Source organism: Acidovorax sp. HMWF018 (assembly GCF_003061035.1).
In the GTDB taxonomy this organism is placed as follows: Bacteria; Pseudomonadota; Gammaproteobacteria; order Burkholderiales; family Burkholderiaceae_C; genus Acidovorax; species Acidovorax delafieldii.
On sequence record NZ_QAIM01000556.1, the window covers coordinates 23517 to 35733 of the forward strand.

Annotated in this window: 14 protein-coding genes and 1 pseudogene; 7 read left to right on the forward strand and 8 right to left on the reverse strand. The window is 59.9% G+C overall.

Going from position 1 to position 12217, the window contains the following annotated elements; genetic code table 11:
* Positions 1-62 precede the first annotated feature (62 nt).
* Both DBR23_RS23685 and DBR23_RS23690 read right to left on the reverse strand, forming a co-directional pair.
* Positions 63-377: a DUF3703 domain-containing protein gene (locus DBR23_RS23685; protein ID WP_020228494.1), complete on the reverse strand. Its 315-nt coding sequence runs from the start codon at positions 375-377 to the stop codon at positions 63-65.
* Positions 374-1420 (reverse strand): cation transporter, encoded by a 1047-nt coding sequence (locus DBR23_RS23690; RefSeq protein ID WP_056642836.1) that lies wholly within the window; start codon positions 1418-1420, stop codon positions 374-376. Before DBR23_RS23690 ends, DBR23_RS23685 begins: the two co-directional genes overlap by 4 nt.
* 76 nt (positions 1421-1496) lie before the next feature.
* Between DBR23_RS23690 and cadR the strand changes: the two genes are divergently transcribed.
* On the forward strand, positions 1497-1934 hold the full coding sequence (gene cadR / locus DBR23_RS23695) for a Cd(II)/Pb(II)-responsive transcriptional regulator (RefSeq protein ID WP_020228496.1): 438 nt from the start codon (positions 1497-1499) through the stop codon (positions 1932-1934).
* The gene (locus DBR23_RS23700) at positions 1906-2613 is read left to right on the forward strand and encodes an SOS response-associated peptidase (RefSeq protein ID WP_082564899.1); all 708 of its coding nucleotides are present in this window, start codon (positions 1906-1908) and stop codon (positions 2611-2613) included. Before cadR ends, DBR23_RS23700 begins: the two co-directional genes overlap by 29 nt.
* On the opposite strand, the gene DBR23_RS23705 is transcribed toward DBR23_RS23700, so the two are convergent.
* The 3 genes from DBR23_RS23705 to DBR23_RS23715 form a co-directional block, all read right to left on the reverse strand.
* Positions 2610-3038, reverse strand: coding sequence for a hypothetical protein (locus DBR23_RS23705; protein ID WP_020228498.1), 429 nt, complete (start codon positions 3036-3038; stop codon positions 2610-2612). The two genes, DBR23_RS23700 and DBR23_RS23705, sit on opposite strands and share 4 nt — an antisense overlap.
* On the reverse strand, positions 3035-3691 hold the full coding sequence (locus DBR23_RS23710; RefSeq protein ID WP_108499779.1) for a tyrosine-type recombinase/integrase: 657 nt from the start codon (positions 3689-3691) through the stop codon (positions 3035-3037). Before DBR23_RS23710 ends, DBR23_RS23705 begins: the two co-directional genes overlap by 4 nt.
* Positions 3692-3924: 233 nt before the next feature.
* Entirely contained in the window at positions 3925-4167 is a 243-nt protein-coding gene (locus DBR23_RS23715; protein WP_056642833.1) for a hypothetical protein, read from the reverse strand.
* Between the two features lie 119 nt (positions 4168-4286).
* Between DBR23_RS23715 and DBR23_RS23720 the strand changes: the two are divergent.
* Positions 4287-4961 (forward strand): annotated as a pseudogene (locus DBR23_RS23720) (DDE-type integrase/transposase/recombinase); the annotation flags it as partial.
* Positions 4962-5332: 371 nt separating this feature from the next.
* Here the strand turns inward: DBR23_RS23720 and DBR23_RS23725 are convergent.
* The 3 genes from DBR23_RS23725 to DBR23_RS23735 all read right to left on the reverse strand — a co-directional run bounded on the left by DBR23_RS23725 (position 5333) and on the right by DBR23_RS23735 (position 8503).
* Positions 5333-6385: an MBL fold metallo-hydrolase gene (locus DBR23_RS23725; RefSeq protein ID WP_056642830.1), complete on the reverse strand. Its 1053-nt coding sequence runs from the start codon at positions 6383-6385 to the stop codon at positions 5333-5335.
* Positions 6386-6454: 69 nt separating this feature from the next.
* Positions 6455-7678 (reverse strand): phenylacetate--CoA ligase family protein, encoded by a 1224-nt coding sequence (locus DBR23_RS23730; protein WP_056642827.1) that lies wholly within the window; start codon positions 7676-7678, stop codon positions 6455-6457.
* Positions 7679-7690: 12 nt separating this feature from the next.
* Complete coding sequence (locus DBR23_RS23735; RefSeq protein ID WP_231940633.1) at positions 7691-8503, reverse strand: enoyl-CoA hydratase/isomerase family protein; 813 nt, start codon at positions 8501-8503, stop codon at positions 7691-7693.
* Positions 8504-8598: 95 nt separating this feature from the next.
* Here DBR23_RS23735 and DBR23_RS23740 point away from each other — a divergent pair, with 95 nt between their 5' ends.
* The 4 genes from DBR23_RS23740 to DBR23_RS23755 all read left to right on the forward strand — a co-directional run.
* Positions 8599-9660 carry a CaiB/BaiF CoA-transferase family protein gene (locus DBR23_RS23740; RefSeq protein ID WP_231940634.1) on the forward strand — a complete coding sequence of 354 codons (1062 nt, stop codon included), beginning with the start codon at positions 8599-8601 and terminating at the stop codon, positions 9658-9660.
* 129 nt (positions 9661-9789) lie between these two features.
* A complete protein-coding gene (locus DBR23_RS23745) occupies positions 9790-11028 on the forward strand; it encodes a thiolase family protein (RefSeq protein ID WP_056642825.1) in 1239 nt (412 codons plus the stop codon).
* A gap of 33 nt (positions 11029-11061) precedes the next feature.
* A complete protein-coding gene (locus DBR23_RS23750; RefSeq protein ID WP_056642823.1) occupies positions 11062-11823 on the forward strand; it encodes an SDR family NAD(P)-dependent oxidoreductase in 762 nt (253 codons plus the stop codon).
* A 112-nt stretch (positions 11824-11935) separates the two neighbouring features.
* Positions 11936-12217: ATP-binding cassette domain-containing protein (locus tag DBR23_RS23755; protein WP_146191428.1), on the forward strand; the 282-nt coding region annotated here is incomplete at its 3' end.

Sequence of the window (12217 nt, forward strand, 5' to 3'; positions counted from 1 at the left end):
TGCCGCACCGTGCTCGGCCGTGAGTGCTATTGACGCGGACAGAATTTCAGCGAGTTCCGGTCTCACAGCATTGGCGCGAAGGCACTGACCGTGGCCCGGCCAGGGTTGCCAAGCGGCAGCCTGCCCGAGAGGTGGCCAAGCGGCACCAGCAGGATCCTAAACAGCTGGCCCGCGGCTTCCCGCACGTCACGCTCACGCGCGGCCAGGGCCAGCATGTACCAATGACTCCGCAGATGAAGCCAGAAGCGCTCTTGGCCAAGCACGTGCGCGGCCTCCAGGACCTTCCACCGGTCAGGTCCTCGGGATCTCGCCCGCTCCACGAGGTGAGCAAATGCTGCCCCGCGCTGCCGATCGTCTATGGCTGTCAGGTTCGTCATTTGAGACTCAGGATGCGCCGGGCACCGTTCAAGACGATCAGACCCACCACGGTGCCGATGACCAGATCAGGGTAGTTGGATCCGGTCATGGCCACCAGGAAGCCAGCCAGGATCACGCCCGCATTGGCGATCACGTCGTTGGCCGAGAAGATGTAGCTTGCCTTCATGTGCGCACCGGCATCCCGCTTCTTGGATATCAAGACCAGGCAGATGACGTTGGCGATCAGGGCCACCAGGCCCATCCCCATCATCAGGCCCGAGACAGGTTCGCTCCCGGCGATGAAGCGTCGAACGACCTCGCTGAGTGCCATGAGCGCAAGCGCCAGTTGCAACCAGCCCGCCGTGTGAGCCGCACGCGTCTTAAGGGCAGCTGCTCGGCCGACGGCAAACAGGGACAGCCCATACACCGCAGCGTCGGCGAACATGTCGAGCGAGTCGGCGATGAGCCCGGTCGATTGAGCGATGAAGCCCATCACGATCTCGATCACGAACATGGCCGCATTGATCGAGAGCAGTATCCATAGCAGCCTGGCCTCGGCCGCATTGTCAGGCGGGTCGATTTCATCGTCGTCACCCATGACCGCGTCCGATTCCAGCAGCTTGGCGCCCAGACCCAACGGCTCCAGGCGTTGCAGGACCTGCGCCACCGGAGCGCCATGCACTGCGGTCAGCTTGCGGTTGGCCAAGTCGAAGGACAGGGATTTCACCCCGGGAACGTCTTGCAGGGCCAACTTGATCATGTTCTCTTCCGATGGGCAATCCATCTTCGGGACATGGAAGGTGCTCTTGAAGCTGCCGGCGGCGCTATCGTCTACCGCGGCCGAATGCACCAGCTTCGCGCCCAAGCCCAGCGGTTCGAGACGCTGCAACACCTCGGCGACCGGCGCGCGATGCACGGCCACCAGCTTTCGGCCCGGCAGGTCGAAGGTGAGCGACTGCACGCCTTCGACGCTTTGCAAGGCCATCTTGATCATGTTCTCCTCGGACGGGCAATCCATCTTCGGAACGGCAAAGGTACTTTCGAATTTTGTGGTGGCGCTCATGGGTATTCCTCGGACTGCATAATTGGAAACCCTCTAGCAACTACAAAGTCAAGCCCGCTGCAAGGGCGGCTCATCCATGAAGATCGGCGACCTGGCCAAGGCCACCAATACGCTTCCCGAAACGGTCCGCTTCTACGAGCGCGAGGGACTGCTGCCGTCCCCCGCCCGGACCGAGGGGAACTACCGCAGCTACACGGCTGAGCACGCCCAGCGGCTCGCCTTCATTCGGCACTGCCGCAGCCTGGACATGACGCTGGCTGAGATCCGCACGCTGCTGCACTTCAAAGACGCTCCTTCCGAGAATTGCGGCGTCGTGGATGAGCTGATTGCAAGTCACATCGAGCAGGTCGTGGTCCGCATCCGGGAGCTGAAGGCGTTGGAAGCCGAATTGCGCTCACTGCACCGCAGCTGCTCGGTTGGCCGTGCCGCGGTCAACTGCGGCATCCTGGGTGGACTTGAGCGCGCGGCCAAGCAGAATTCAAAGAATGTGCGCTCGTTACCACTCGGTTCTTGACGCAGCGCGGCTGCGCGAATTCTTTCGAGCCATCCGCGACAGCGGCTTGGATGTTCTCGATCGAGATGTCTTTCCAGGACGCTTTGCGCCCATCGTGAGGCGCCCGCCCGAGCTCGAATCGGGCGACGAGGCGGTTCCTGAGCGCGAGGCCGTTGTCGCGCGGTTCGGCCTGATCCCTTTCTGGGCCACCGATATGCGCAAGGTGAAGCTGACGTACAACGCCCGCTCCGAAACAGTTGCCACCGCGAGGCCGTTCCAGGCCGCTTGGAAGAAGGCCCAGCACTGCATTGTCCCGGCTGAGGCCATCTACGAGCCAGACTGGCGCTCGAACGTGCACGTGCCCACACGTATCAGCGCGGCCGACGGCAGCCCCTTGGCGATCGCCGGGCTATGGAACACTTGGCATTCGCCTGCAGGAGAGCGCGTTCATACCTTCACGCTCATGACGGTCAACGCCGACTCCCATCCCGTCATGTGCAACTATCACCGCCCAGGCGAAGAGAAGCGTATGGTCGTCCTGCTGGACGAATCCCAGTACGACGCCTGGCTGGACGCGCCCGCCGAAGGCTCGATGGACTTCATGCAGGCTTGTCCGCCTGAGCGCCTGGCAGCCACCGGCGAGCCGGTCGAGCGAGCGCCGGCTAAGGCCGTTCCTCAAACAGCTTCCCTATTCGACTAGCGTGTCGGTGCCCCGGGCACGAAGCTCACGACCTTCGCGTGGCCGGTCGCATGCAGAATCCTGACCTCCTGCCGCAGCGCTTCGTTCACCGAGGCCATGGCCTGAAGCTGCTTGCGCAGGTCCAAGTTCTCGGCGCGCAAATCACGGGCAGTCTCCTGTTCGCGTTTGAGCGCCGCCTTGAGGCTGTCCTCGCTTGCGCCGGGCTCTCGGCCGCTCAGGCGGCGAACCTCCTTCGCGACATCCGGGTAGCGGTTGTGAATCAACGCTGGAGTGACGCCGACCTCGACCGCTAGGGCTGTGATCGTCGGAACGGCCTCGGCACGCTGCAGGCGTGCCAGAGCCTCCCACAGATCGGCGGTCGTTGTGTCTCGATTGCGCCCGCGAACCTCTTCGGGCGCCTGGCGTCGGTCCCATCTGGCTTTCATAGCGGTTCGATCCCCGGCCCCAGCTGCTTCAAGACGTCTTCGACCCGGTGGAGGTCTCGTTGCACGCGCTGGACCGCTGCCGGTCCCAACTCGCGGGCCTCCACTTGGAGCTCCAGTTGGTGGGCGTGTATTGCCTGCCACGCGATCCGCTGGGAACTGTCGATCACAGAGTCATTGCAGGCGCCGCACCGCCACGGCTCATACAGACCGGCCCCGCCACAGCCATCATCCTGGGCCAAGCAGTACGAATGGCCGGTGCTGCGGATATTGATCCAATCGGCCGTCTCCTCGATGAGAGTTTCGCGGCTAGGGAAGTCGTGGGCCCGCATGCTCACGATTCGCTGGCCGGCGCGCCCCGCCAGGGGCGTATCCGCGTGGAGCCAGCCTTCGATCAGCTCGACTTTTCGGGCACTGATCTCCGTGAACAGGTCTTCAAACAGCGCGTCATCTTGCATAGGGTTCGCCGCATACAGCTGCGTCATCTCGATGCTCGAGTGTTTGAACTGCTCCTTGAGGAAGAGGACATTTCCCAGGCGATGCCGCACGAAGGTCCAGGCGTACGCCCGGCGCAGTTGGTGAGGCGAGAGGCGCCAATCAACGCCGGCGTAGGCGGCAAAGCCTTTCATCCGGCCGGCCCAATGCAGGCCGGACACGGTCCGGATCTGCGGTGTCGGGCCTGAATTGCTCAGGAACGTTTGCCCAGTCGATGCGCTTGCTGCTGGGGGTCAGGTTCGACTGCTCGAAGTAGGGCCACAGCTCCCACACGTCGTCGCGGTAACGGCTCAGGACTTGGGTGGCGCCGGCCGGGCCCGGCGCAGAGCTGACGACCAGGTCAGCTGGCGCGCCGTCAGGGGCGGTTGCCGGGGCCATCGATGGTTGTGCGTGGCTAGGCAAGTGCGCCTCCCGAGATGCGGTACCGACTCCAGAATTTCAGAGGCTTGCTGCGGGCGGCCTCTCTGGACTGGGTCACCAGTTCCTCATCGAATTTGTCCATGGTGAACAGGTCAATTTGAGTGCGTATGAGCGTGAAGTATTCAGCCCATTCGCGGGACCTCGTGTTCCTGCTCTCGGCTTCCAGGAACCAGTAGAAGCTGAAGAGGCGGTGCAGGTCTTCACTGGTGCCGACCACGGTGTAGCTGCGACAGCTGAAGCAGCTCAAGAAATACGAGCAGCGCTGGTACGAGGCACAGCGTAAAAAGGCCGCGTGAATCGTGGGTTAAGAACTACACGAAACAGGGGCAAGGTCACTCGGGCCTGGACCGGTGCCTGCGCCGCCATGGGGCGGGCAACCTCAACGCCCTCAAGCCCCAGGAGCCACAGCCTGTGCACAAGGCGTTCAAGAGCTACGAGCCTGGCTATGTGCACATGGACGTGAAGTACCTGCCCCAGATGCAGGACGAATCGCAACGGCGCTACCTGTTTGTGGCCATCGACCGGGCCACGCGATGGGTGTTCGTACAACTCAAGGCCAACAAGACAGCCGCCAGTGCACGGGCCTTTCTGAGGGCATTGCACAAGGCCTGTCCGATCAGGATCACCAAGCTGCTGACCGACAACGGCAAGGAGTTCACGGACCGCCTGTTTGCCAGCAGGGAGCGCGAGCCCAGCGGCAACCATGAGTTCGACCAGTTGTGCCAAGAACTGAGTATCGAACACCGGTTGACCAAGCCCAGAACACCGAGAACCAATGGCATGGTCGAACGATTCAATGGCCGCATTGCCGATGTGCTCAAGACCCACCGGTTCAACAGCCGCGAGGACATGGAGCAGACCTTGCTGCGCTATGTGGTTTTGTACAACCACCAGCTGCCGCAGTCAGCACTCAAGAGCAAGACGCCGATGCAAGCCATGAAGGATTGGTATCAGGAGCACCCGCACCTGTTCCACAAGCGACCCTATGATCGTCCGGGATGCGACACATAGCAGTTTATGTTGGTTGCATCACAGCCCATTCATCCGATTCAAGATGGGTTGGCCGGACGCATACAGTTGATGGAGATGCGGTCTCCGAACTGAATGGTAAATCGGGTCAGGGCAGCTTTCCAATCCCGGATGGGCATGGTGAACCGCCCCGGGGCGGTTCACACCCACCGGGCTACTCATAACGGCGCACTGTGCATAACGACTCAAAACGGTCGCTCAAACGAATAAAAATTCAGGGGACTTCTCGGTCAGATTTCCGCAGATTGCCGCCGAAACACCGTTGCACCTGCCAATGGGCTTCGGTTCGAGGCTCGACGGCGTCTAGATCAACCGGGTCGATTCACCATAGAGCGTAGGGCGGCACTTCAATGTCAATATCTTGTTGAGTGCCACGCGACCCCGTTTTCGTCCATCGTGACTTCTATGGTGGCCTGTGCGATGAGAAAGTTTATGCAAGCAACTGCCTCACCTGTTGCCAGGCTCAGTTGCTGCGCATCCTGTTCTCCGATGGAGCGATGAAAGAGTGCAGCGAACGTATCGATGATCCGTTGAGGCCCGGTAGTCAATGTCTGACGTAACCGATTCAGTGCACTATTTTGGCCTGACCTGAGCGAGTCAAGGCGTTCATGCAGTCCATAAAAGGGCTCGTTGTGAGAGGGGAGTACCAACACATCGTTGGGAACATCCCTCATTAGTTTGTCGAGCCCTTCGTACCACTCCTTCAGCGGATTGGCCTGTGGCTCGCTGGCGAACACCGAAACATTCGACGAAATCTTCGGTAGCACCTGGTCGCCGGAGATCAGCAGTTTCAAGTCGGGGCAGTACAGAGAGGCATGTTCTGGTGAGTGGCCGCCGGTGGTGATGATCCGCCAGCCATATTTACCCAACTGGACGTGGTCGCCGTCCTGCAACCGTCGGTAGCTGTCAGGCAGAGCGTGGATATGTTTACCAAAGCTGCCGAAGCGACTGCGGTAGCTTTCAATGGCTGCCTCCGACCAGCCGGCGCATCTATTGAAGAGCACGCCGTCGGGCGGGGCTTCGCGGTTCGTGTCGGCATGCATCACGCGGCAGGTCAGGTACTCCAGCCGGCTCATGTGCAGCGGCACACCAAAGCGACGCGTGAACCAACCAGCCAAGCCGATGTGGTCTGGGTGCATGTGTGTGGCGAAAACGCCTTGGAGTGGCCGTGCCAGCGGCCCGTGCGCCATGAGGGCCAGCCAGTCGGCCACGGTGTCGGGGTTATTCAGGCCGGTATCTACCAGCACCCAGCCATCATGGGTATCTATGGCCCATACATTGATGTGGTCGAGTCGGAATGGCATCGACAGTCGGATCCAGCGTACGCCCGGGGCGATCTCGACCCAGTGTCGTGACGATGGTGGCTTGAATGGATAAATAAGTGGATTGGCTGCGAGTTCAATCATTGCTATCGTTTCATGAGGTAAGCGACGGTATAGCCACTAGGTGCATCAGACCAATGGCTTTTTAGAATTTCACTGCTTGTTGTCAACCAGCAAGGGTGCGTCAATGGGCATATCTTCTTGGATTACCCACTCGACTGAGTCGAGCCTCAGGCGGGTCAATTGCCTGAACACTTCGATCAAATCGCTTTGCGTGGCGTAGTGAGAAGCCCCTGGCGTTAGCACCGCGCGCAAGGTTGCAGTTTCCCGATGCTGCTTTTTTTCAACGATGATCTGGGCACGTTCTATAGCCGGGATCCGGATGATCAGCTCTTCCACGTTGCGTGGATAGATGAAAATTTCGCGTACTTTGACACCTTGGCCCACTCGGCCTTGCAACAAACTGATTCGTTCGACGAGACCATCCGGGGAATGGGCCAGCGCTTGCGCCACATCGCCTGTGCCAAAGCGGACCAGAGGCCAACCGCTGTCCAGCGTGGTGACCACTATCTGGCCGGGTTCGCCCGGCGGAAGGGGTGCGCCGGTGTGCGGGTCGCAGATCTGGACGAGCCGGTCAGGCTGGACCGTGTAGCCCAGTTGTCCTAGTTCCTCGTAAGCAATCAGCCCGAAGTCGCCGGTGGCATAAGCCGAGAACGTGCGGATTGCGTATTTCTGCTCCAATGCGCGGCGCTTGCCCATCCAGTCACCCAGTTCGCCGCCCAGCATTGCGGAGCGGACCTTCCATTGAGAAGGCAGGTCGTAGCCCATGCGCTCAAGCGTTTCGACCAAGGTCACGAAGAAGGAGGTGGAGGAGCAAATGCAGGTGATGCCCAGTTCCATGATGAGCTGCGCTTGTTGCTCGGCGCCGCCGGGCCCGCAGGGAATGAGCGTCGCCCCGGTGGCAGCAATGCCCGCATCTAGCAATAGGCCGGCTGGAACAAGATGGTAGGACCAGGTGTTGAGTACACGGTCACCGGGGCCGATTCCCGCCTGCCTGAACACATGCGAGAAGCCCTTGCCAGTGTCTTCGTCGAAAGAATGGGGTTCATAGACGGGGCCTGGGGAGACATAAATGCGGCGGATAGATGTGTCGTCGGCAGCGAGAAACCCACCGAATGGCGGTGACTGGCGCTGCTTATCAAGCAGTGAATCCTTACTTGTGACGGCGAGCCGTGCAAGGTCGGCAGGGCCTTGGAGATCCTGCGGCGTCATCATTGCAAGCTGATAGACCGCGCGGATGGCCGGGGCGCGGTCGTAGGCGAATTGCTGCGAAGCACGCAGTAGTCTGAATCGATCGGTGGTGGGTAACGTATGCATGGCGTTGCCGTCCTAGTGGCCCGTGAAGCGCGGGGTGCGTTTTTCGTTGAATGCGGCCAGGCCTTCGTGGAGATCGGCGCTGTGGGAATGCACTTCAGAGGCCAGAAGCTCCAATCGCAGGGCGGTGTCTAGAGGCTGTTGCAAACCATCGTCGACCAGCGTTTTCATGCGGCGCAGGCCAAGGGGGCTCTTCGTGGCAATTTTGTCGGCCACGGCTTGTGCAACGCTTTCGAGCTGGTCGTCGTCCACCACTTGGTTGACGAGGCCCGCTTCCACAAGATCTGCCGCGTCCACGAAGTCACCCGTGAAGAGAAGGTACTTGGCGCGTGTGGGGCCAATGACCCGCGGCAGGCGCACCGACCCCCCCCCTCCGGGGATCAGGCCGTAGTTGGCATGTGCGTCGCCAATTTTGGCGCTCCTTGCCGCCAGCACTAGATCACAGCACAGCACCAGTTCGAGCCCGCCCGCCAGAGTTATGCCGTTCAGGGCGGCGATCACGGGTTTTGGAAAGCGGTCAATCCGGTTCATGGTGGACAGTACGCTGTCCAGAAAGCCACTGGTGCCACTTTCGCCCGCTTGCGTCTTGACGTACTTGAGGTCGGCGCCCGCGCAGAAGGCCCGTCCAGTGCCCGTCAATACGACGGATATCACGTCTCCGCGGCTCTGTGCTTCGTTGAGTGCGTGGTCTATTCCCCGAAGCACCGCCGGGGTCAGCGAGTTCATTGCATCAGGTCGGTTCAGGCGAATCCACATGGTGCCTTTTCGTACGTCTGTAATCACAACCGGTGTCGACATCAGGGGTTCCTTGCTGGCTTGCGTGTTCATGGATCGATTCTGCTTTTGCCTCTGTTTTGAGGGACATGGGGTTTTCCATTACCCATAGGTTAAAAATTCTACCCTAAAGTAAAACAATTAAACAAATGGAGTTCTTCATGCGAAGTAAGAGCAGCCCGCTCATGTTCCCGCTATCGGGTATCAAGATCGTCGAGTTCGAGGGGATCGGCCCAGGGCCCTTAGCTGGGTTCATGTTGATGCAGATGGGCGCTGACGTTACTGTGGTCGGGCGGCCAGGTGCGAGCGCATTGCCTGATGAGCTCACTCCGAAGGACGGGGCGCTCTTGTCGCGCGGCAAACGACGCGTCACATTGAATCTCAAGAACGACGAGGACAAGGCGCGGGCGCTGGACATGGTCGCGCAAAGCGACGGGTTGATTGAGGGCAACCGCCCGGGTGTGATGGAGCGCCTGGGTTTGGGTCCCGATGTATGTGGTGAATACAACCCGCGGCTTGTGTATGGGCGCATGACGGGCTGGGGGCAGGATGGGCCGCTGGCTCAGGCCGCCGGGCACGACATGAACTATGTCGCTCTCACTGGGCTCATGTCGATCACCGAGCAACCGGGACACCCTCCCATGCTTCCACCCACAGTGGTTGGGGATGCTGCCGGCGCCCTCGGGTTTGCATTTGGCATGGTGTCGGCGTTGCTAGGCGCGCGGGATAAGGGCCAGGGCTGCGTGGTTGACGGCGCCATCATTGATGTGTTGGCAATGCTGTCGCCGCTCGTGCAACTGATTCGTCAAGGTGGCGGATTGGAAGGCAGCGAACCCAGTGTCTTCCATGACTCACCCTTCTACGACCGCTATCTGTGCAGCGATGGGCGATACATCACGGTCGGTGCAATCGAGCCACAGTTCTATGCATTGCTGTTGACGCAATTGCAGCTGACGGATGTCGACCCCGCACGGCAAATGGACAAGACTTTGTGGCCGTCTCTCAAGGCGCGGATTGCGCAGCGCTTTGCTTCCCAACCTAGTACGTACTGGAATGCACTGATGGAAGGCACTGACAGTTGCTTTGCGCCGGTGCTCACCATGGCCGAAGCCGCCGCTCATCCCCACAACGTGGCTCGTGGTTTGTACAGCGTGACTGAGCAGGGCGATATTGAGACTGCGCGGGGCATGCGATTCCTGCCGCTTTGCTGAGCCGCGAATGTGATACCAAGGGTAATCCCTGGCAAGCAGTTGAGAATTTTACTGTACAGTAAAAACATCTTACGCAAAGTAATTTATTTGACTTTCATGGATCAAGAAGATCCGCCACGGAGAAATGCGATGGAAGATATCTATGTGGTTGGTGTGGGGATGACGCCATTCGGACGGCATCTGGACAAAGACATCAAGGCGCTCACACGCGAGGCCACGGCGGCTGCTTTGGCGGACGCGGGATTGGAAAAAGAAGACTTGGAAGCGGCCTTTTTTGGGAACACTTCCCAGGGGCATATGGATGGCCAGCACATGATTCGTGGGCAAATTGCGCTGCGGGCCATGGGGATTGGGCGCATTCCGGTGGTGAACGTCGAAAACGCTTGTGCAAGCGGCTCGTCGGCGTTCGTTCTAGCCTGCAATCACCTCAAGTCGGGTGCTGGCGATGTCGCTTTGGCTGTTGGTGCAGAGAAGATGTTCTCATCCGACAAGCTCAAGATGTTCTCGGTGTTTGACAGTGCCTGGGATCTCTCGCGTGCAGAAGAGATTCGTGGGGAGTTGATGAAGATGGGGCGCGACGTGGCGGTGCCCGAGGGGAGTACCTCACCCAGGCCGTACAGCGTTTTCATGGACGTGTATGCGGCGTTTGCACGATCGCACATGCGCACTTTCGGGACGACGCAGCGCCAGTTAGCCGCCGTTTCATCCAAGAACCACGCGCACTCCATGCACAACCCGCTGTCGCAGTACCGGATGGCTTACAGCATCGAAGAGGTGCTCGCCGCGCCGCCGATCACCTACCCATTGACTCTGCCCATGTGCTCCCCGGTGTCTGATGGCGCAGCAGCAGCCATCATTTGCACACGCTCGGCGCTTATGCGCTTGAACATCGATGAAAAGCGTGCCATCAAGGTGTTGGCGGCAGTAGTGCAAAGCGGTTCCGACCGGAGCGAAGACGACTACACCAACCACTGCACAGCACTGGCTTCGCGCAGGGCATATGAACTGGCAGGTGTTGGCCCAGCAGATATCTCGGTGGCCGAGGTGCACGATGCCACGGCCATGGGTGAAATCATTCAGACAGAAAACCTCGGTTTCTGTGAGTTCGGCATGGGCGGTGTGATTGCCGAGCGGGGTGATACCCGGATTGGTGGCCGCATTCCCGTTAATCCGTCCGGCGGCCTGGAGTCTAAGGGGCACCCTGTTGGGGCCACCGGTATTGCCCAAGTCCATGAGTTGGTAACTCAGCTTCGCGGGGAAGCCGGACTGCGGCAGGTGACTGACGCAAGGATTGCGCTGGCAGAAAACGGTGGCGGTCTTGAGGGCATTGAAGAAGCTGTTGCCTGTATCACCATCTTGGCGCGCTGAGCGCTGCACTCAATAAGAGACAAGAGAAACAGTATGGATGTCAAAAATACCATTGCCTTCGTCACAGGAGCTGCTTCAGGCCTGGGGCTCGCCACTTGCAAGGCATTGCTTGCGGCCGGAGCGAGCGTCATGGCGGTTGATCTGGACGAAGAGCGCCTTGCGAGCGAGGTGCTGCCGATGGGCGAGCGCGTGCGAATCCAGAAGGTTGATGTTTCGGACGAGGCCAGTGTGAAGGCTGGCGTAGACGCGGCAGTGGCGGAATTTGGTGCGCTGCATGTGGCGGTAAATTGCGCGGGAATTCTGGGTCCCTGCAAGACGCTTTCAAAGGGCGAGTTATTCCCGATGGATCTTTGGAACCGGGTGATCGCCATCAACCTGACCGGGACATTCAACGTGGTGCGCTATGCGTCGTTGGCCATGTCGCAGAACGAGCCCAATGTCGACGGTGAACGGGGGGTCATCGTGAACACGTCATCTGGTGCTGCGTGGCAGGGTCAAGTGGGCCAGGCCGCATATAGCGCCAGCAAAGCGGCGGTCATTGGAATGACGCTTCCGGTGGCGCGGGATCTTGCGCAACACGGAATCCGAGTGGTGGCCGTGGCGCCTGGTCTGTTTGAGACCGCCATGTCTGCAGGCATGCCAACGAAGGTGTCGCAAAACATTATTGACAACGTCATCCTCTTTCCTCATCGCATGGGGCAGGCACAAGAGTTCGGTGGACTGGTTCGGCACGTTGTGGAAAACGCCTATTTGAATGCCACCACGATCAGCCTGGATGCGGGTGTCCGTTGTTAGTCGTGGTCCATTGATCGCTGCGAGCATTCCCGCAAATGGATGCGTAGACCCTGCAAAGGTCTTATGAAGGAAATTCGATGGACAAAGCCAAGAATTCAGAGTGGAGGTACCAATGAATGCAGCCATTCAAAGCCAGCGGGAAGGCGTGGTGCTGACAGCCCAGAATCTGCTGCTGCAGTTCGGTGGAGTTGTGGCGCTGAATGATGTTTCGATTGATGTGCGCAAGGACGAGCTGCTGGCAATCATCGGGCCGAACGGAGCGGGAAAGTCTTCTCTGATGAACTGCCTGAGCGGGTTCTACCGCCCCAAGAAAGGCGAGATATCCCTGGCCGGGCACAACGTGCGCGACATGGCGGTTCACGACGTGGCGGCACAGGGCCTAGCGCGCACCTTT